Raw genomic sequence first — 20694 nt, 5'->3', positions numbered from 1 at the left:
GGTCACGAGCCTATCGGCCCGCACCGACATCCTCGTTGGGCGGTTCCTCACAGTTTGCTTGCGCGGCCGGCTCTGCCAGCAGCAGCCGCTCCAGTGCCGCCCGGTCCGGCAGACCCTGCGGTCGTACAACCTCACCAGTGCGTACGTAGAGGAACGCGGCGTTGACGGACTCCAGGGGTACGCCCTGCTGCTCGGCCCAGGCGAGCCGGTACAGGGCGAGCTGGAGGGGGTCGGCGGTGCGGGTGCGGCTGGTCTTCCAGTCGACGATCTCGTACGCCGTCGCGTCGCCGTCGTACTCCTTGTAGACGGCGTCGATGCGCCCCCGGACGACTCGGCCGGCGATGGCGAGCTGGAAGGGGGTTTCGACGCGGTGGGGTGTGCGGTGGGCGTATGGGGTGCGTTCGAAGGCGTCCTTGAGGGCTTCGAGGTCGCGTTCGTCGGCGATCTCGGCGTCGGTGCCGGGCAGTTCGTCCGGCTCCAGGACGGGCAGGGTCAGCTCTTCGAAGCGTGCCTCGACCCAGGCGTGGAAGCGGGTGCCCTGTCGCGCGGCGGGTTGCGGGGGGCGTGGCATGGGGCGCGCGAGTTCCTGTGCGAAGCCGTCGGGGTCGGCGGCCAGGTGCAGCACCTGGGATGCGGTGAGCGAGGTGGGGAGGGGGACGTCGGTGACGGCTTCCCGGGCGCGCAGGAGTTCGCCGGTGAGGGCGTCGAGGTCGCGGTCCCAGGAGGCGAGGGTGCGGGCTTCCTCAGGGGTGAGGCGGGGGTGGGCGGGGGTGGATTGGCGTGCTGTGTCCTGCGGGTGGGTGTGTGTGCTGTCGGGTGTGCCGTGGTGCTCGGTGCTTTCCGGGGCCGTGGCCTGGTGCGGGACGGTGGGGCGGGCCGTGGGCCAGGTGTCCCAGTCGGCGGCGTCCTCGTCCGTGAAGGGGTCTTCCTCGTCGTGGGGCGCGTCGTCGTCCGGTGGTGGCCAGTCCGGGTCGCCGTGGCTGTCCGGGTCGTGCGTGGCGGCGGGGTGGACGTCCTCGTGGGAGGCCAGATGGTTCAGGACTGTCTCGGCGGCCGCGCGGCGTCGGGTGAGGGCCGCGTCGTCCAGGGGCAGTGGCCAGACCTGGTCGGCGGTTGCGGCGTGCAGGGCCGGGTTCTCCTCGTCGTCGGCGGGTTCGTCCGCCCATGCCTCGATCTCGCCGTGTCCGGCCGTGCAGTGGTCGTACAGGGCCTGCAGGAAGTCGGACGGCCCGCGGCGCTTCTTCTGGGCGGGGCCCCACCAGTGTCCCGAGCCGAGGAGCAGGGAGCGGGGGCGGGTGAAGGTGACGTAGCCGAGGCGGAGTTCCTCGGTGTGCTGGTGCTCCTTCATGGCGTCCTGAAAGGCCTTCAGGCCCCGGGAGTCCCACGTGTCCACGTCGGGCAGGGTGTCGGCGTCGCCGCGCAGTTCGTGCGGCAGCACCTTGCCCTGGGCGGTCCACTTCTCGCGCCCCTTGGTGCTGGGAAAAGTGCCGGTGACCAGGCCGGGCACGGCCACGACGTCCCATTCCAGGCCCTTGGCCTTGTGGGCGGTGAGGACCTTGACGGTGTTCTCGCCGCCGGGCAGGGCGTTGTCGAGGCCTTTCTCGTACTGGGCGGCCGTTCGCAGGAAGGCCAGGAAGGCGAGCAGGCTGGATTCGCCGTCGCCGGCGGCGAAGGAGGCGGCGATGTCCAGGAAGTTGGAGAGGGTCTCGCGGCGGCGGGCGGCCAGGGCGTGCGGGGACGCGGACAGTTCGACCTCCAGGCCTGTGACGGCGAGGACGCGGTGCAGGACGTCCATGAGGGGGTCGGCCAGCGAGCGGCGCAGGTCGCGCAGTTCGGCGGCAAGGCGTGCGAACCGGACGCGCGCGTCCGGGGAGAAGGGCAGTGCGTCGTCCTCCCGTGCGGCGTCGAGTGGCATCTCCAGGAAGGTTTCGAGGGCGTCCGCCAGCGAGGTCACCTCGGAGGGGTCGACTCCCTCGACGGCCTCGGCGAGCCGGCGGTCGCGGTCGTCGTCGCCGTCCACGCGTGCGTGGGCGACGAGGAGCCGGGCGCGCCGTCCCAGGAGGGCGAGGTCGCGGGGGCCGATGCGCCAGCGCGGGCCGGTCAGGAGGCGGACCAGTGAGGCGTTGGCGCCGGGGTCCTGAAGGACCTCGCAGACGGCGACCAGGTCGGCGATCTCGGGGAGGTGCAGCAGTCCGGACAGGCCGACCACCTCGACGGGCACGTCCCGGGCGACGAGGGCGCCCTGGATCTCGGCGAAGTCGGTCGCCGTACGGCACAGGACGGCGATCTCGCCTGGTGCCTTCCCGGTGTTCACGAGGTGGGCGACGGAGTCGGCGAGCCACTCGATCTCGTCGGCGTGGGTGGGCAGCAGCGCGCAGCGCACCGTGCCGTCGCGTTCGGCGCCGGGGGCCGGGCGGAGGGCTTCCACGCCCGCGTGCATGGCGCGCAGGGGCTGAGCGAGGCCGTTGGCCAGGTCGAGGAGCCGGCCGCCGCTGCGGCGGTTCTCGCTGAGCGCCTGGCGGGCGGCGGGGTGGCCGTCGGGGTGCGCGAAGTGCTGCGGGAAGTCGTCCAGGTTGGCGACGGAGGCGCCGCGCCAGCCGTAGATCGCCTGGCAGGGGTCGCCGACGGCGGTGACGGGGTGGCCGGTGCCGTCGCCGAACAGACCGGCCAGGAGGATGCGCTGGGCCACCGAGGTGTCCTGGTACTCGTCGAGGAGGACCACGCGGAACTCGTCGCGCAGGATGCGGCCGACTTCCGGGATCTGCGCGAGCTGTGCGGACAGGGCGATCTGGTCGCCGAAGTCGAGCAGGTCGCGTTCACGCTTGGCGGCGCGGTAGCGGGTCACGAGGCCGGCGAGGTCACGGCGCGCGGCCGCGGCTTTGGGGGCCTGCCGCAACGCGTCATTGCCGAGCTTGGTGCCTTCCAGGGTGCGCAGCAGCGCGGCGTCGTACGCACGCAGGTCTTCGGGCCGTACGAGGTGTTCGGCGAGTTCGGCGTCGAGGGTGAGCAGGTCGCTGACCAGGTCCGCGAAGGAGCGGGTGAGCGCCGGGTAGGGGCCTGGTGCCTCGCGCAGCACGCGTGCGGCGAGCTGGTAGCGGGTGGCGTCGGCGAGGAGGCGGGCGGTCGGTTCGAGGCCGATGCGCAGGCCGTGGTCGGTCAGGAGGCGGCCCGCGAAGGCGTGGTACGTCGAGATCACGGGCTCGCCGGGCGGGTTGTCCGGGTCGATGACGTCGGGGTCGGTGACCCCGGCCCTGACAAGCGCCTTGCGGACGCGCTCGGCGAGTTCACCGGCGGCCTTGTTGGTGAAGGTGAGGCCGAGGACCTGCTCGGGGGCGACCTGGCCGGTGCCGACGAGCCACACGACGCGTGCCGCCATCACCGTCGTCTTGCCCGAGCCGGCTCCGGCCACGATCACCTGCGGGGCGGGCGGCGCGACGATGCAGGCCGTCTGCTCCGGGGTGAACGGAATCCCCAGGAGCTCCTTGAGCTGATCGGGGTCGGTGATACGGGGCGGCACGTCACAGAGGCTAGCGGCGGCCACTGACAGTGGCGGACGGATCCGCTTCGGGGCGGGCAGAAGCGCAGGTCAGCACGGGTGGTGTCGTGGGTCACCCACGTCACTCGACGACGTGCCGTCCCTCGGACCGTGCACTGCAGGACGCCTGGAACGCACAGTGGGTGCAGTGCTGGCCGGCGCTCGGTGTGAACCGCTCGTCGAGGACCTTCCCGGCGGCGTTGGCCAGCAGCTCACCGACCCACTCCCCCTCCAGCGGTGCCTGGGCCTGCACCTTGGGCAGGGTCTCGCCGCCGTCGCGTCGGGCGGCACCCTGGCGCAACTGGACGAGTTCGGCGCCGGCGGCCTCGGGGCGCACCCCGTCGAAGGCGTCGTCCACGGCGCCTTCGCGGACCGCGAGCTGGTAGACGGCGAGCTGCGGGTGGTGTTCCATCTCGCGTGCGGTCGGCGCCTGTTTGCCGGTCTTGAAGTCGACGACGTAGGCGCGGCCCTCGCCGTCGGTCTCGACGCGGTCCATGGAGCCGCGGATGCGGACCTCGTAGTCGCCCGCTTCGAGGGTGACGTCGAAGCCGTGCTCGCTGGCCACCGGTACGCGGCCCGAGCGGGCGCCACTGGTGTCGACGTGCCATGTCAGGAAGCGTTCGAGCGCCACGCGCGCGTTCTCCTTCTCCTGTACGGACTTCCAGGGCGCGTCGAAGGCGAGGGCGTTCCACACGGAGTCGAGGCGCTCCATGAGGACGGCGAGGTCGGCGGGGGTGTGGCCGGAGGCGACCTCGTCGGCGAGGACGTGCACCACGTTGCCGAAGCCCTGGGCGGCGGACGCGGGGGCGTCGGCCTTGACCTCGCGGCCCAGGAACCACTGCAGGGCGCAGGTGTTGGCGAGCTGGTCGAGGGCGCTGCCCGAGAGCACGACGGGCTCGTCGCGGTTGCGCAGTGGCACCTTGCTCTCGGTCGGCTCGTACATGCCCCACCAACGGTAGGGGTGGGCCGAGGGGACCAGCGGGCGGCCGTCCTCGTCGGCGAGCGCGGCGAGCCGCGCCAACCGGTGGGCGGCGGCTTCCCTGAGGGTGTCCGAGACGCGCGGGTCGACCGTCGTGGCACGCAGTTCGGCCACGAGCGCTGCGACGGACAGCGGGCGGCGCGGGCGGCCCGTGACGTCCCTGGGCTCGACGCCGAGTTCGGTGAGGAAGCGGGAGGGCTGGTCGCCGTCGTCCGCGGGGGCCTTCACGGCGGTCACCACGAGCCGTTCACGCGCGCGTGTGGCCGCCACGTAGAACAGGCGTCGCTCCTCCGTCAGCAGTGCACCCGGAGTGAGCGGTTCGGCGAGTCCGTCGCGGCCGATGCGGTCGGCCTCCAGCAGCGAGCCGCGGCGGCGCAGGTCCGGCCACAGGCCCTCCTGGACGCCCGCGACGACGACGAGCCGCCACTCCAGGCCCTTGGAGCGGTGCGCGGTCATCAGGCGTACGGCGTCGGGGCGTACGGCACGCCGCGTGAGGGTGTCTGCGGCGATGTCCTCGGCCTCGATCTCCTCCAGGAAGTTGAGGGCGCCCCGGCCTCCCGTGCGTTCCTCCGCGCGCGCGGCGGTCGCGAACAGCGCGCACACGGCGTCCAGATCACGGTCGGCGTTGCGTCCGGCGGCGCCACCGCGCCGCGCGGATCGCTCCAGGCGGGCCGGCCAGGGTGTGCCCTCCCACAGGTCCCACAGCGCCTCCTCGGCCGTGCCGCCGCCGGCGAGGCGCTCACGGGCCTTGCGCAGCAGCGCGCCGAGACGCTGTGCGCCGCGCGCGTACGTGGCGTCGTGTGTGACCAGGCGCTCCGGCTCGGCCAGCGCCCTTGTGAGCAGTTCGTCCGAGGGCGGCGGCAGGGCGTTGCCCGCTGCCCGTTCCTCGTCGCGCAGGGCACGACCGAGGCGGCGCAGATCGGCGGCGTCCATGCCGGCGAGGGGGGAGGCGAGCAGCGTCAGGGCGGTTTCAGTGTCGAGCCAGCACGGGTCCGGCGCATCGGCCGAGTCGGCCTCGCCGTCTTCCGGTGTGGCGAGTTGTTCCCTGCCGTCTTCTGCCGGCGTCAGCTCGTCTCCGCCGTCTTGTGGTGCGGCGAGTTCCTCCTCGCCGTCTTCCGGTGCGGTCGGCTCGTCACCGTCGTCCTCCGATGCCGCCCGTCGGCCCTCGCCGTCTTCCGGTGCCTTCAGCCCGTCCTCGCGCGAGTCGTAGCCGTTTCCGTAGCCCTTGCCCTCGCCCCCGGCGTCGCCTCGTACGTCCCCGTCCGCTCCCCCCGGGGCCGCCTCCGCCGCGGCCACCGCCTTCAGTGCCGTGAGCAGGGGCGCCACCGCTGGTTCGTGGCGCAGGGGCAGGTCGTCGCCGTCGATGTCGAGGGGGACGCCGGCGGCCGTGAGGGCGCGGCGGACCGTCGGAATCGTGCGGGATCCGGCGCGCACCAGGACGGCCATCTCGCGCCACGGAACGCCGTCCTCCAGGTGTGCCCGGCGCAGGATGTCGGCGATGTTGTCCAGCTCGGCACCGGGCGTCGGGTACGTGTAGACCTCGACGTGGCCTCCGTCACGGACGGGGGCGAGGTCGCGGTGCGCGCGTACTTTCTCCGCCGGCAGGCGGGTGAGCGGCATGCGCTGGGTGAGCAGCCGGGTCGCGCCGAGCAGCGCGGCGCCGGAGCGGCGGGAGGTGCGCAGGACCTCGACGGGTGCCGGGCGGCCGTCCGCGCGCGGGAAGGCCGCCGGGAACTCCAGGATGCCGTTCACATCGGCGCCCCGGAACGCGTAGATCGACTGGTCCGGGTCGCCGAAGGAGACGAGGGTGCGGCCGTCGCCGGCGAGCGCGTGCAGCAGCCGTACCTGTGCGGCGTCGGTGTCCTGGTACTCGTCCACGAAGACGGCGTCGTACTGCGCGGCGAGCCGCGCGGCGGTGTCGGGGCGGTGGGCGAGGAGGACCGCGCGGTGGACGAGTTCCGCGTAGTCGAGCACGCCCTGCATGTCGAGCACGTCGAGGTACTCGGCGAGGAAGGCGGCCGCGGCGCGCCAGTCGGGGCGGCCGATGCGGCGGGCGAACGCGTCCAGGGCGCCGGGCCCCAGGCCCAGTTCCCGGCTGCGGGCGAGGACCGCGCGGACCTCGTCGGCGAAGCCGCGGGTGGTGAGGCAGGCCCGCAGCTCGTCGGGCCAGCGCACGTGCGCGAGGCCGAGCCGCTCCAGGCCGCCCTGTCCCGCGAGCAGTTCGCGGACCGTGACGTCCTGCTCGGGGCCGGAGAGCAGGCGCAGCGGCTCGACGAACAGTTCGCTGTCCTGGTGGGCGCGGACCAGGGCGTAGCAGAACGAGTGGAAGGTGGTCGCCCGGGGGGCGCGTGCCGCCCCTATGCGCAGCGCCATGCGATCGCGCAGTTCGACGGCCGCCTTGCGGCTGAACGTCAGCACCAGGATGCGCTCGGGGTCGCCGCCGCGGGCGATCCTGGCCGCCACGGACTCGACGAGCGTGGTGGTCTTGCCGGTGCCCGGGCCTGCGAGGACGAGCAGCGGGCCGCCTGTGTGGTCAACCACGGAGCGCTGTGCCGCGTCCAGACGAGGGGGAGCCGCTGTGGCCGGTGGTGTACGAACCAGTCGGTAAGCGCCACGGTTCCCCTGCCGCACCTGGGGGTGCGGCAGGCGCCTGGTGGAGGAAGAGGAGCTCACGTGGTTCGCCGGTCCTGGTGGTTGTGCTGGTCGTCGGACCACCGTGCGTGGAGGACGGTGATCGGGAGGTGAGGGGGACGCGTGCTGCCGACGCTACGCCGACGATCGGTGCGGAAGCAGGGCTTCCTCTTCTTCCCGTACGGCACTCGCGACCCGCGCGCCCCTCGCCTCACGAACGTACGGCATGCCACGGACGTGCCCCTGTTCCCTCGTACGGATCACGGGCCACCCGCGGACCCTTCGTATGGCGGAAGCTGTCAGGTGTGACCGTCCGCGTGTTCGCCGCCGTCCCACCGCGCCCGCTTCATGTCGAGGCGCGGCAGGTGGCCTTCGGTGGCTCTGCTCGCCTCCTTCAGGGGGGTGCCCTCGACGCGGTAGTGGTCGAGGGCGCGCAGTTCGTGGCCCGGGAGGAGGACGCCGTCCGCGCGCACGACGCGCCACCAGGGGGCGGCTCCCCCGTAGAGCGCCATCACGCGGCCGACCTGGCGGGGACCGCCCTCCTCCAGCCATTCGGCAACGTCGCCGTATGTCATGACATGCCCGGGCGGGATCAGTTCGGCGACGTCCAGGACGCGCTCGGCGTACTCCGGCAGCGCGTCCGGGGGCTCCGGGCGGTCGTCGTGCGGAAGGCTCTCCTCGCTCATCCGGCCCATCCTGCCCCACGCCTCCGACAGTGTGCCGGGCCCGCGACTGTGCGTGCGGCTGTGCCTCTCCCTCGCCCCCGGGCGGCGCTTCCGGCAGACTGTGCGCCCCCGCATGTGCACCCTGACACCCCCGCGTGTCGGTGGGGCATGCCACCATCATGCGGGCGGTGACCGGTGATACGAGATCAAGAAGAGAAGATGAAGCAGCAGGGTGCGCACCCAGAGGACGCGGAGAGCACCTCTGCCTCTTCGCCGCGCCCCCACACCGGTTCCGGCACCGACTCCGACGCCGGTTCCAGTGCCGGTACGAGCGGTAAGGACACTCCTTCCCACGTGGACAGCGGCGAGGACGAGTTCTGCGACGAGGCCCACATCGACGAGGTCGAGGGCGACGAGCCGCTGCTCCCCGCGCGCGTGCACCGTCCGTCCGACCTGATGCGCCTCCTGGTGGGCGTACTCGCCGTCATCGTGCTGCTGGCGATCGCCGCGTTCGCCCACGGCACCACCTCGGGCCTCGAACAGGACATCAACAAGGGCACCGGGCAGGCGCCCGATCTGCTCATCAAGATCGCGGGTCTGGCGTCCAGCATCGCGATCCTCCTGGTGCCGGTCGCGTTCGCGATCGAGCGGCTGATCAAGCGCGACGGGCTGCGCATCGCCGACGGTGTGCTCGCCGCGGTCCTCGCACACGGAGTGACTCTGGCCACAGACCTGTGGGTCGCCAAGGCCGCACCCGACTCCATCCAGGAGGCGCTCACCCAGCCCTCCCCCGGCGACATCCACGCCCTGACCGACCCGGTGCACGGCTATCTCGCGCCGGTCATCGCGTACATGACCGCCGTCGGCATGTCCCGGCGGCCACGCTGGCGCGCGGTGCTGTGGATCGTGCTGCTCCTCGATGCCTTCTCGATGCTGGTCACCGGCTACACGACACCGTTCTCGATCATCCTGACGGTGCTGATCGGCTGGACCGTGGCCTACGGGACGCTGTACGCGGTCGGCTCGCCCAATGTCCGTCCCACCGGGCGGACCCTGATGGCGGGCCTCAGGCACGTCGGTTTCCGTCCGGTGAGCGCTGCCCGCGAGGAGGTCTCGGACAACCCGGAGGCCGGGGACCGGGGCCGGCGCTACTTCGTCACGCTGGAGGACGGACCGCCGCTGGACGTGACGGTGGTCGACCGGGAGCAGCAGGCTCAGGGGTTCTTCTACCGTGCGTGGCGCAATCTGACGCTGCGCGGCTTCGCCACGCGCAGCAGCCTCCAGTCGCTGCGGCAGGCGCTGGAGCAGGAGGCGCTGCTCGCCTACGCGGCCATCGCGGCCGGCGCCAACGCACCCAAGCTGATCGCGACCTCGGAGCTCGGCCCGGACGCCGTGATACTCGTCTACGAGCACACGGGCGGGCGCACGCTCGACGCCCTGGCAGACGACGAGATCACCGACGAGCTGCTGCACGACACCTGGCACCAGGTCCGGGCGCTGCAGTCCCGGCGCATCGCGCACCGCAGGCTGGTGGGCGAGGCGATTCTGGTGGATCGTTCCGGCACGGTGATCCTGACCGATCTGCGTGTCGGCGAGATCGCGGCCGGCGACCTGCTGCTGCGCATGGACATCTCGCAGCTCCTGGTGACGCTCGGACTGAGGGTGGGCGCCGAGCGTGCGGTGGCGTCGGCGGTGGGTGTGCTCGGCCCGGACGACGTGGCGGACTGTCTGCCGATGCTGCAGCCCATCGCCCTCAGCCGCACCTCCCGCGCGACCCTGCGCAAGCTGGCCCGGGAGCGCGCCCAGCGCGAGCGCGAGGCGGTCCTGGAGGCGTCCCGTCAGGCCAAGCAGGCCCGGCTGGAAGAGGCCTCGGACCACACCGGGCCCCTCGTACTCGAAAAGCCCGACAAGAAGGCCGTGCGCGCCGAGCAGCGGGCCGAGAAGAGGGCCATCGACGAGGCCCTGGACGAGGCTCGCGAGGAGGATCTGCTCACGCAGATCCGTCACCAGGTGCTGTTGATCAGGCCGCAGGCGCCCGTGGAACCGGCCCGCCTGGAGCGGGTGCGGCCACGCACGCTGATCAGTTTCATCGCCGGCGCCATCGGTGCCTATTTCCTGCTGACGCAGCTCACCCACATCGAACTCGGCCCCCTGGTCGCGAACGCGCAGTGGGGCTGGGTCCTGGCGGCCGCGGCGTTCTCGGCGGCCAGCTACTTCGCGGCGGCGATGGCGCTGCTGGGGTTCGTGCCCGAACGGGTGCCGTTCATTCGGGCCGTGGCGGCGCAGGTCGCCGGGTCGTTCGTCAAGATCGTCGCTCCGGCCGCGGTGGGCGGCGTCGCCCTCAACACCCGCTTCCTGCAGCGCTCGGGGGTGCGTCCGGGACTCGCGGTGGCGAGCGTGGGCGCCTCACAGCTGTTCGGGCTCGGCTGCCACATCCTGATGCTGCTGTCCTTCGGCTACCTCACAGGCACCGAGAAAACGCCCTCGCTGTCGCCGTCCCGGACGGTCATCGCGGGTCTGCTGACGGTGGCGGTGCTCGTCCTCGTGGTCACCTCGGTGCCCTTCCTGCGGAAATTCGTCGCCACGCGCGTGCGGTCGCTTTTCGCCGGTGTCGTGCCGCGCATGCTGGACGTGCTGCAGCGGCCGCAGAAGCTCGTCACCGGCATCGGCGGCATGCTGCTGCTGACCGCCTGCTTCGTGATGTGCCTGGACGCCTCGATCCGTGCCTTCGGCAGCCAGGGCACCTCCCTCAGCATCGCCAGCGTCGCAGTCGTCTTCCTCGCCGGCAACGCGCTCGGGTCCGCCGCCCCGACCCCCGGCGGTGTGGGCGCGGTCGAGGCGACCCTGACAGTCGGTCTGATCGCCGTGGGCCTGCCCAAGGAGGTGGCCGCCCCGGCCGTCCTGCTGTTCCGTCTGCTGACGCTGTGGCTGCCGGTGCTGCCGGGCTGGCTGGCCTTCAACCAACTCTCACGCAAGGGCGCGCTGTAGCAGGAAGGCTGTGAGCGAGGGCCGTAGTGCCAAGGCTGCAGTGCGATGGCGGTACAGCGAAAGCCGTACTGCGAAGGCCGTAGTACGACGACCGTGGACGGCGTACCTCTCGGGCCTCTCGGTACCTCTTACGGCGCGCGCCCCGAGCGTCCCCGCCGACGCGACCGCAGGATGGAACCATGCCGAATCCTCCCCGCCTGCGCGCCGCCGCTCTGACCGCCACCGTCGTGCTGCTGTCCGCCGTGCTGGCGGGATGCAGCAGCAGCGGCGACTCCAAGGACGAGGACCTGTCGGCCCAGAAGCTGGACTGGACGAACTGCCCGGCCCCGTCCGCCGCCGAAGGAGGCGGCGACGCCCCCTCCGCCCTGCCGAACGGCGGCCAGTGGCAGTGCGCCACGATGAAGGCGCCCCTCGACTGGGCCGAACCCAAGGGCGACACGATCGGCATCGCGCTGATCCGTGCGAAGGCGAGCGGCCAGAAGAGCAGGCGCATCGGCTCACTCGTCTTCAACTTCGGCGGACCCGGCGGCTCGGGCGTCACCACACTGCCCTCCTTCGGCCAGGATTACGCGAAACTGCGCACCCGCTACGACCTGGTCAGCTTCGACCCGCGCGGAGTCGGCCGCAGCGCCCCCGTGAAGTGCGAGAGCGACCAGCAGCTCGACGCGTACTTCCAGCAGGACGCGACCCCCGACGACGCCGCCGAGCGCGCCGATTTCCTGGACAGCACCAAGCAGTTCAACTCGGCCTGCGAGAAGAACTCCAAGAAGGTGCTGCCCCATGTGCGCACCACCGACGCGGCCCGGGACATGGACCTGATGCGCCAGGTCCTCGGTGACGACAAGCTGTACTACTTCGGCATCTCCTACGGCACCGAACTCGGCGGTGTCTACGCCCACTTGTTCCCCAAGCACGTGGGCCGTGCCGTCTTCGACGCGGTCGTCGACCCCACGCAGAACTCCGAACAGGGCTCGCTCGGACAGGCCAAGGGCTTCCAGCTCGCGCTCGACAACTTCGCCGAGGACTGCACGTCGAAGACCACGGAGTGCCCCATCGGCGACACCGCCCAGGACGTGAAGGACCGTATCGCCACACTGCTGAATGACCTCGACAGCAAGCCGATCTCCGGTATCTTCCCCCGCCGGCTGACCCAGACCGCCGCAACCAACGGCATCGCACAGGCGCTGTACTCGAAGGACTTCTGGCAGTACCTCACCGAGGGCCTGCAGCAGGCGTACGACGGCGACGGCAAGGTCCTCATGGCGCTGTCCGACTCGCTGAACGGGCGCAGCGAGAACGGCGAGTACAGCAACATCACCGCCGCCAACATCGCGATCAACTGCGCAGACGACAAGCCCCGCTACAGCACCGGCTACGTGCAGCAGAAACTGCCCGAGTTCCGGTCCGCCTCGCCCCTGTTCGGTGACTTCCTGGCCTGGAGCATGGCCGGCTGCACCGACTGGGCGGTGGCGGGCGCCGCCGACCATCCCGACGTGAGCGCGCCGGGGGCCGCACCGATCCTCGTCGTGGGCAACACCGGCGACCCGGCCACGCCGTACGAGGGCGCGAAGAAGATGGTGGACGCGCTGGGCAGGGGCGTCGGCGTCGAGCTGACGTACAAGGGCCAGGGGCACGGCGCCTACGACAGCAAGAACAAGTGCGTGCAGGCTGCGGTGAACGGCTATCTACTGGACGGGAAAGTGCCGCCGGCCGGAATCGTCTGCGCCTGAAGCACACGGCAGATTCTGGGTAAACATGCAGGTCAGAAGGTTATCCACAGGCTCGGGCAGATGTGACTTGATCCGCCTACCATGGCCTGACCGCCGTCTGCTGCCCGACGCGGACGGCCTGCGAGGGGGGAAGGGACATGGCGCGATGGGTGCGGTTCACCGCGCTGGGGGCCGCCGCGGCGCTCCTGGTGGGCGGCTGCAGCAGCGGTTCGTCGTCCGACGGCGGCAAGGGTGGTGACAGGACGAGCGTGGCCGCCTCGCCGTCGTCCGGCTCCCCCGCCGATACGAGCGCCGCGTTGCCCTCTTCACTGACCGGGCAGAAGCTCGCCTGGGGGCGCTGTGACGGCACCGCGGGCTCCCCCGCACCGGGCAACGACTGGCAGTGTGCGACGCTGAACGCCCCGCTGGACTGGTCCAGGCCCCAGGGCGGCACGATCGGCCTCGCGCTCATCCGGGCCAAGGCCCGCGGAGGAAAGCGCATCGGCTCACTCCTGTTCAACTTCGGCGGCCCCGGCGGCTCGGGCGTGTCCATGATGCCCTCGTACGCCCCCACGGTGTCCGTGCTCCGCGAGCGGTACGACCTGGTGAGCTGGGACCCCCGCGGGGTCGCCGCCAGCGAGGGCGTGCGCTGCCGCAGCGACAGGAACATCCAGGCCGCCGAGGGCGTGGATGCCACCCCGGACACTCCGGCCGAGGAGAAGGCGTACTTCCAGGACGCCGTCGACTTCGGCAAAGGCTGCCACAAGGCCGCCGGAAAGCTGATGGCGCACGTGTCGACGACAGACACGGCCCGGGACATGGATCTGATGCGCCAGGTGCTGGGCGACACGAAGATGCACTACTTCGGCATCTCGTACGGCACCGAACTCGGCGGTGTCTACGCCCACTTGTTCCCCCAGCACGTGGGGCGGCTGACGCTCGACGCGGTCGTCGACCCGAGCGCCGACACCGTGGGCCACGCCGAGAACCAGACCAAGGGCTTCCAGCGCGCCCTGGACGACTACCTCAAGTCGACCGGCCAGGACCCGAAGCAGGGCACCCAGAAGATCGCGAACCTGGTGAAGCGGCTCGACACGAACCCGCTGCCCACCTCGTCCCGGCGGAAACTGACGCAGACGCTCGCCGTGACCGGCATCGTCATGCCGCTGTACAGCAAGGCCGGCTGGCCCACGCTGACCAGCGCTCTGAACTCGGCGGAACAGGGCGACGGTTCGGAGCTGCTGGCGCTCGCCGACGGTTACAACGACCGCGACACATCGGGGCACTACGGCACGGCGACCCACTCGCAACGAGTCATATCGTGCCTGGACGACAAGCAGCGGCCGACCTCCGAGGAGACGAAGAAGCTGCTGCCGGCGTTCGAGAAGATCTCACCCGTGTTCGGGGCCTTCCTCGGCTGGGACACGGCCGGCTGGTGCCACGACTGGCCGGTGGCCGGCCAGTACGACACCCCGGAGGTGAGCGCGCCCGGTGCGGCACCGATCCTGGTGGTCGGCAACACCGGCGACCCGGCGACTCCGTACGAGGGCGCCCGGAAGATGGCCGACGAACTGGGCAGGGGCGTCGGCGTGGAGCTGACCTGGAAGGGCGAGGGACACGGCGCGTACGGCAGCGGGAGCGACTGCGTCGACTCGACGGTGAACGCGTATCTGCTGCAGGGGACGGTGCCCAAGGACGGCAAGGTCTGCGCCTCGTAGCCCGGGCGCTCCTGACCCGGGAAACGGAGAGGGGCCCGGCACGCGTGGTGCCGGGCCCCTGCCGAGAAGGCGTGCGCCCGATGCGCCGACCAGTACGCCGGCTGGTCGGGCTAGTACACCGGCTTGCCGGGCTCGATCTGGTTGACCCAGCCGATCACGCCGCCGCCGACGTGCACGGCGTCGGAGAAGCCCGCGGACTTCAGGACCGCGAGGACTTCCGCACTGCGGACACCCGTCTTGCAGTGCAGGACGATCTTCTTGTCCTGCGGGAGGCTCTCCAGGGCGGTGCCCATAAGGAACTCGTTCTTCGGGATCAGCTTGGCGCCGGGGATCGCGACGATCTCGTACTCGTTGATCTCGCGGACGTCGATGATCTCGATGTTCTCGCCGTCGTCGATCCACTCCTTGAGCTGCTTGGGAGTGATCGTCGAACCGGCGGCGGCCTCCTGGGCCTCCTCGGAGACGACGCCGCAGAAGGCCTCGTAGTCGATGAGTTCGGTGACGGTCGCGTTCGGGCCGCAGACCGCGCAGTCGGGGTCCTTGCGGACCTTGACCTGGCGGTACTGCATCTCCAGGGCGTCGTAGATCATCAGGCGGCCCACCAGGGGTTCGCCGATGCCCGCGAGGAGCTTGATGGCCTCGGTGACCTGGATGGAGCCGATGGACGCGCACAGCACGCCCAGGACGCCGCCCTCGGCGCAGGAGGGGACCATGCCCGGCGGCGGGGGCTCCGGGTAGAGGCAGCGGTAGCAGGGGCCGTGCTCGGACCAGAAGACGGAGGCCTGGCCGTCGAAGCGGTAGATCGAACCCCACACGTACGGCTTGTTGAGCAGCACGGCCGCGTCGTTGACCAGGTAGCGGGTCGCGAAGTTGTCCGTGCCGTCGACGATCAGGTCGTACTGGCTGAAGATGTCCAGCACGTTGTCGGCCTCGAGCCGCTCCTCGTGAAGGACCACGTTCACGTACGGGTTGATGCCCAGGACGGAGTCGCGCGCGGACTCTGCCTTGGAGCGGCCGATGTCGGCCTGGCTGTGGATGATCTGGCGCTGCAGGTTCGACTCGTCGACCTCGTCGAACTCCACGATGCCGAGCGTGCCGACGCCCGCGGCGGCCAGGTACATCAGCGCCGGCGAGCCCAGGCCGCCGGCGCCCACACAGAGCACCTTGGCGTTCTTCAGCCGCTTCTGCCCGTCCATCCCCACGTCGGGGATGATCAGGTGGCGGGAGTACCTGCGGACCTCGTCTACGGTGAGCTCAGAAGCGGGCTCGACCAGGGGTGGCAGCGACACGGGGACTCCGTTGGTCGGTCAATCACTACAGTTGTTCTCCCCGTAACACTGCCACGGCCTTCTTCATTCCGAGACACCCGTTCCGATCCGCGAGACGATTTCGTCCCAGTAGCCGGGCATGGTCGCCCAGGGGTCGCTGCGGCCACCACGGTCGGTGTGATCGGTGAAGTAGATGGTCGAGGCGCCCTGCCAGCGCGCGATGCGCAGTGCCTCCTCCAGATGCGGGCGGGGCACCCCGTGCACGAAGTGGCAGAAGCGCTCGGGCGGATGGCCGGCCGTCCACTCGGCCACCTGCGACCAGCGGTAGTCGCTCCAGGGGCCGCGGAAGGTGACCATCTGGTCGGCGCTGTCCGCATAGCCGGGGTACGGGTGAGTGCCGTGGCCCAGGACGATGTGGGCACCGTCACGGATCGTGCGCAGCGTGCCGACGGTGCGGCGGATCTCGGCGAGCGAGGCGCGTTCGCTCGGGCAGCGGTCCAGGAGGAAGCCGTCGACCTGGTACCAGTCGATGTGGCGGTACGCGTCGGAGATCACCTCGCCGAAGGCCCGGGCCCCGTACGCGCAGTCGAGATGACCGAGGACCCGGACGCCCGCGTTGCGCAGGCGGCCGGCTGCCTCAAGACAGTGTGGATCGGGGCGGGAGCCGGGGCCGTCGGCCACGTTGAGGACGACCCAGTGCAAGGGTGTATTGGGGCGGGTGAGTTCGGCCCACTCGGTGGGGGCGACGAGGGGGTGTGCGTAGCCGGGGATGCCGAAGCCGGTGCGGACGTCGGTGCTCGCGGTGCCCGCTCTGGTGCTGGTCAGATACGGCATGCCGCCTCCATCCAGATGTCGGCGAGGGACTCTTCGAGGTTGATCCTGGGACGCCAGCCGAGCCGGTCGCGTGCCGTACGCACGTCTGCCTGCTGCCAGCTGCCGCAGCCGTCCGGGTACGGGTACGCCGCCGGGGCGGCGTGGTCGGGTTCGGGGCGCGGGTGGCCGATGGTCGGCCGCAGGGCGCCGGGCGGGCCGTCCAGTTCGTGGAGGGCGCCGCCGTATCCGGCCACGCGGGCGAGCACGGCGGCGGCATCGCGCAGGCGGATGGCGCGGCCCGAGCCGATGTTGATGACGCCCTGGGCGGCCGAGAGCGAGGCTGCGTGCACGGCGCGGGCCACGTCCCGTACGTCGATGAAGTCGCGCTGGACGCCGAGGCCACCGAGCTTCAGCTCGCCGTCGCCGGACTGCATGGCGCGGCGCATGGCCTCGGCGAGGCGGCCGAGCGGCGAGCCGGCGGGGGTGCCGGGGCCGGCCGGTGAGAATACCCGCAGGACGACCGCGTCCAGGCCCGAGCCGAGGACCAGTTCGGTGGCGGCGAGCTTGCTCACGCCGTACGGGCCGCCGGGGCGCGGCACGGCGTCCTCGGCCGTGGAGGAGCCCGCTTGGCTCGGCCCGTACTCGGCGCCGCAGCCGATCTGCACCAGGCGGGCGCCGCAGCCGCTGCGCCGCAGGGCTTCGCAGACGGTGGCGACGGCGACGGTGTTGTGGCGGGTGAGATCGCGGGCGCCGCCCCGGGTGGCGCCGGCGCAGTTGACGACGACTCCGGGGTGGACCGCGTCGAGGAAGCGGGTGAGGGCACCGGGGCTGCCGGACGCGAGGTCGAAGCGGACGTCGGCGTCGTCCCCGCGGCCGAGTGCGGTGAGCTGGACGGCCGGGTCGGCGAGCAGACGGTCGGCGACGAAGCGGCCGAGGTAGCCGTTGGCTCCGATCAACAGGACTCTCATCGGGCGGCTCCCGGGGCCGAGGCGTCGGGTCGGGAGGTGATCATCTGGGCTTCTCCTTCGGAGGGGGTGGTGCGGTTGCCTCGGGCGGCGGGACCGGGCGGCTGCGGCATGGTGCGGACCGAAGCTCGCCGGGCTGGGGGCGACTCGTGGAGGTACTCCGGGGTTGTCCGGCGCGTCAGCACGGCCGGTCCTCGGGGGCGTGGGCCGAAGCCCGGGCAAGGGTGCCGGCCGAGTGGATCAGCAGGGCCAGGGCGGCCGCCCCGCAGGCGAGCGCGGGGACGCTGCCGGGGCCCCAGGCGTCGGACACGGTTTCCACGGGGACGGCGAGGAAGCCGCACCCGGGCAGGCGGCCGGTGAAGACCGTGGCCAGGGCGGTCGCCTCGGCCGTGGCCGTGGCGGTGAGGGCGAGCGCCGGAACATGGGCGAAGCCGTGTGTGGTGAGGAGGCGGGCGAGGAGCAGCAGGGCGCCCAGGGTGACGGTCTGGGCGTAGGCCGCACTCTCGCCCAGGGCTGTGCCGCACAGGGCGAGCAGGGCCGTCAGGGCGCACAGGAACAGGGCGAACGTGCCGAGCAGCAGTGGCCGTACGGAGGCGGCGAACTCCTCCAGGCCGCGGCTCGCGGTCAGTCTGCGACGGGCGCGTGCGGCGAACAGGTGGGCGCACCAGGCGGCGGGAGCGCAGGACAGGGTGAGGGCCAGGACGGGGGCCGTGGTGACGGGCCAGGGGCCGTCGGCGCTGCCGGTGGGCGGGCCGTCGGGGCCTCCGGCGAGGGCCGCGCGCAGGAGGCCGTCTCCGAGGACGGCGTAGGCGACGAGACAGTACGTCCACACTCGGCTGCCGGACCCGTGCAGGGCGGATCCCGGGGGCGTGCGGTTCGCGGCGCCGAGGGGGCCGCGGGAGAGCGCGGTGCGCAGGGCGAGGGCCACGGCGAGGACGCCGACGCCGGCCGCGATCGCTCGGGACTGTCCGTGGGTGAGGTGCAGGGCGGCCACGGTCGCGGCGCACAGTGCTCCGGGCAGGAGGGTGAGCAGGGCCCAGTCGGCGCGCGCCCGGGGAGCGTTGAGGGGTGCGGGGTAGGCGGGGGCGTCGTCGCGGCCCGCGCGCGCGTACATCTCCTCCGCCAGGGAGAAGACGTCCCGGTGTCGGAAGCGCGTGGCGGTCCGGTCCGTGACGCCGTGGGCTTCGAGACCCGCTGCGATCTCCAAGGAGTCCACCGCCCGCTCGCACAGCTCACGGTGACGGTGCATCAACGCCTTCACCGGGTCGGCGCCGGCCCGCCGGGGCGCGGATTGCCGCCGGGCGGCCTGGGCGTCGGCATCGGCGCGCGCGAGTGCCGGAGCGTCGGTATCGGCGTCGGCGTCGGCACGCGTGCGTACGGGCGCTTCGGTGCCGGCGCCCACGCGCACCGGCGTCTCCACGTCCCCGCCCCCGCGCACCGGGGCCTCCGCCTCGCCGCCCCCGCGCGCCGGTGTCCCATCGCCGTAGGGCAGACCCGGCGCCGCTTCGCCGCCGGCGCCCTCCACGGTGGAGGTCTCCTCGGCGAGCCACCCCTGCGACCGTTCGTGCCAGGCTCCGGGGCTGTCCGGCACGCCGGGACAGTCCAGTGCCCCCAAGTCGCTCATCGCGCACCCCCCGTGGCCGGCATCGCGGGCCTGGCCGGCGTCGGCGGCGTCGCGCGTCCCGGCGCGTCCGCCGCCGCCCAGCCGGGTCCGCCGCGGGCCACGACACGTGCTGCCGGGTCGGTCCAGCGGCCGGGCACATGGGCCTCGGCGGGGGCGGCGAAGGGCAGGGGCTCGCCGGCGGCGTCGAGGACGACGCGGCGCACCGGCGCGTGCGAGACGATCTCCAGGTAAATGCCGTGAAATGCCGTGGTGTTCTGCTCGACGGTGAACAGTTCGAGCGCACGCGCGCGTGCGGCGGCACCCAGGCGCTCACGGCGCTCGGGGTCGCGCAGGAGCGCCAGGCACGCCTCGGCGAGCGCCCGCGGGTTGCGCGGCGGTACGACGAGCCCCGTGCCTCCGATGATCTCCACGACCGCGCCGACGTCCGTGGAGACCGTCGCGCGGCCGCAGAACATGGCCTCGACCAGGCTGATCGGGAATCCCTCGACGACGCTGGACAGGACGGTGACGGCGCCGGCGGCGTACGCGTCGGTGAGGTCCGGGAGTTCCGGGCCGCCGACCTCCTGGAAGGAGACGGGGTTGTCTCCGACGGAGTGCAGCCCTTCGGCCTCGTCGGGGAAGAGCTGCGCGGCCAGCACCCGGCAGTGCCCGAGATAGGCCTCGCCCTCGGCGCCGGCCGGTGTGCCGACGATCCGCAGCCGGGCCTTCGGCTCCTCCTTGCGGATCTCCGCGAAGGCGTGCAGCAACGAGACCAGGTCCTTGGCGGGTTCGACGCGGCCGACCCAGACCAGGGTGAAGGGGTCCGCGCAGTCCGGGGACTCGCCCACCTCCGCGAAACGGGAGGCCTCCATGCCCGGGTAGACGGTGCGGAGCTTCGCGCGGTCGGCACCGCAGCGCTCCTGCCAGCGGCGGGCGTGCGCGTTGCCGGGCGTGACGACCTCGGCCCGGTCGTAGATCTCGGCGGCGAGCCTGCCGTGGAAGGAGGCGAGCAGGGACCGTACGGCGGGCGGAGCGTCCGTGGCGGCCAGGTAGTGCGTGCGCAGCCGGACACCGTACTCGGTCACCAGCAGGGGTACGCCGTGGAAGTGGCCGGCGAGCAGGCCGGGCAGGGCCGCGGGGCCGCCGGACGTCGCATGGCACAGGTCGACCGAGCCGAGCCCGTCGTCCTTGTACCAGTCGAGCGAGAGGGGGCGCAGGGCGAGTTCGAGATGTGCGGCGACGGCAAGCAGATCCGGTACGCGCGCCTCGCGCGCCGCCCTCAGGGCTCCGGGCGCACGACACGCGCGTTCCAGGGCGTGTACGGCGGTCTCGGAGCGGAGTGCTCTCACCAGCCCGCCTTCGTCGCGGGCGAGTTCGGCGAGCCCGTACAGCGCGCTGCCGAAACGGTCCGCCTCAGCGGCGGGGGCCTTCCCGGACGCCTCGGAAGGATCCCCGGCGCTCCCCGCGCACAGCGCGGTCGCCAACTCGCCGTAGCACTCGGCGAACCGTCGGCGCGCCCGCCGCCCGTACCGGACCCCGTCGTCGTCGGCCGTCCACAGCGGCGCCGTACGCACGCGGCTGACCTGCGGCGGCAGCGGGATCCAGCCCTCGTCCTCCTGACGCTCGGTGCGGCTGAGCGCGTAGAGGTCGAATTCGTGCTGCCCGAGCCCGCGCACGAGCCGGTCGCACCAGAGCCTGGCGTCACCGCTCACATACGGATAGCCACCCTCCGTAAGCAGTCCGATGCGCACGAGCGCACCCCCGATCTCCCGTTTGGAGAGCCGCCGTTGACCCGGCGGCTCGCAGCGGGAAGAACGTAT

General features: G+C 72.2%; 11 protein-coding genes. 3 read left to right on the top strand and 8 right to left on the bottom strand.

From position 1 onward, the window contains the following. Positions 1 to 10 precede the first annotated feature (10 nt). The 3 genes from OOK07_RS28665 to OOK07_RS28655 form a co-directional block, all read right to left on the bottom strand. Positions 11 to 3517: an ATP-dependent DNA helicase gene (locus tag OOK07_RS28665; RefSeq protein ID WP_266799317.1), complete on the bottom strand. Its 3507-nt coding sequence runs from the start codon at positions 3515 to 3517 to the stop codon at positions 11 to 13. Positions 3518 to 3617: 100 nt separating this feature from the next. Then, a complete protein-coding gene (locus OOK07_RS28660; protein WP_266799316.1) occupies positions 3618 to 7187 on the bottom strand; it encodes an ATP-dependent helicase in 3570 nt (1189 codons plus the stop codon). Positions 7188 to 7444: 257 nt separating this feature from the next. Then, a complete protein-coding gene (locus OOK07_RS28655) occupies positions 7445 to 7831 on the bottom strand; it encodes an MGMT family protein (protein ID WP_266799314.1) in 387 nt (128 codons plus the stop codon). A 198-nt stretch (positions 7832 to 8029) separates the two neighbouring features. On the opposite strand from OOK07_RS28655, the gene OOK07_RS28650 reads away from it, so the two are divergent. The 3 genes from OOK07_RS28650 to OOK07_RS28640 all read left to right on the top strand — a co-directional run bounded on the left by OOK07_RS28650 (position 8030) and on the right by OOK07_RS28640 (position 14225). Beyond that, a complete protein-coding gene (locus OOK07_RS28650) occupies positions 8030 to 10798 on the top strand; it encodes a lysylphosphatidylglycerol synthase domain-containing protein (RefSeq protein WP_266799313.1) in 2769 nt (922 codons plus the stop codon). Positions 10799 to 10977: 179 nt separating this feature from the next. Further along, entirely contained in the window at positions 10978 to 12528 is a 1551-nt protein-coding gene (locus tag OOK07_RS28645; RefSeq protein WP_266684580.1) for an alpha/beta hydrolase, read from the top strand. A gap of 137 nt (positions 12529 to 12665) precedes the next feature. Next, the gene (locus tag OOK07_RS28640) at positions 12666 to 14225 is read left to right on the top strand and encodes an alpha/beta hydrolase (RefSeq protein WP_266684578.1); all 1560 of its coding nucleotides are present in this window, start codon (positions 12666 to 12668) and stop codon (positions 14223 to 14225) included. Between the two features lie 110 nt (positions 14226 to 14335). Here the strand turns inward: OOK07_RS28640 and moeZ are convergent, their stop codons facing one another. The 5 genes from moeZ to OOK07_RS28615 all read right to left on the bottom strand — a co-directional run bounded on the left by moeZ (position 14336) and on the right by OOK07_RS28615 (position 20625). Continuing rightward, a complete protein-coding gene (gene moeZ / locus OOK07_RS28635; RefSeq protein ID WP_266684576.1) occupies positions 14336 to 15514 on the bottom strand; it encodes an adenylyltransferase/sulfurtransferase MoeZ in 1179 nt (392 codons plus the stop codon). 63 nt (positions 15515 to 15577) lie between these two features. Further along, the gene (locus OOK07_RS28630) at positions 15578 to 16327 is read right to left on the bottom strand and encodes a spherulation-specific family 4 protein (RefSeq protein WP_266799311.1); all 750 of its coding nucleotides are present in this window, start codon (positions 16325 to 16327) and stop codon (positions 15578 to 15580) included. Next, entirely contained in the window at positions 16315 to 17274 is a 960-nt protein-coding gene (locus OOK07_RS28625) for an NAD-dependent epimerase/dehydratase family protein (RefSeq protein WP_266684572.1), read from the bottom strand. Before OOK07_RS28625 ends, OOK07_RS28630 begins: the two co-directional genes overlap by 13 nt. Before the next feature lie 175 nt (positions 17275 to 17449). Beyond that, complete coding sequence (locus tag OOK07_RS28620; protein ID WP_266799309.1) at positions 17450 to 18895, bottom strand: hypothetical protein; 1446 nt, start codon at positions 18893 to 18895, stop codon at positions 17450 to 17452. Beyond that, positions 18892 to 20625 carry a DUF3492 domain-containing protein gene (locus OOK07_RS28615; protein WP_266799307.1) on the bottom strand — a complete coding sequence of 578 codons (1734 nt, stop codon included), beginning with the start codon at positions 20623 to 20625 and terminating at the stop codon, positions 18892 to 18894. Before OOK07_RS28615 ends, OOK07_RS28620 begins: the two co-directional genes overlap by 4 nt. Positions 20626 to 20694 lie beyond the last annotated feature (69 nt).

This window comes from Streptomyces sp. NBC_00078 (assembly GCF_026343335.1).
Taxonomy (GTDB): domain Bacteria; phylum Actinomycetota; class Actinomycetes; order Streptomycetales; family Streptomycetaceae; genus Streptomyces.
This window is presented reverse-complemented; position numbering and strand designations above follow the sequence as displayed.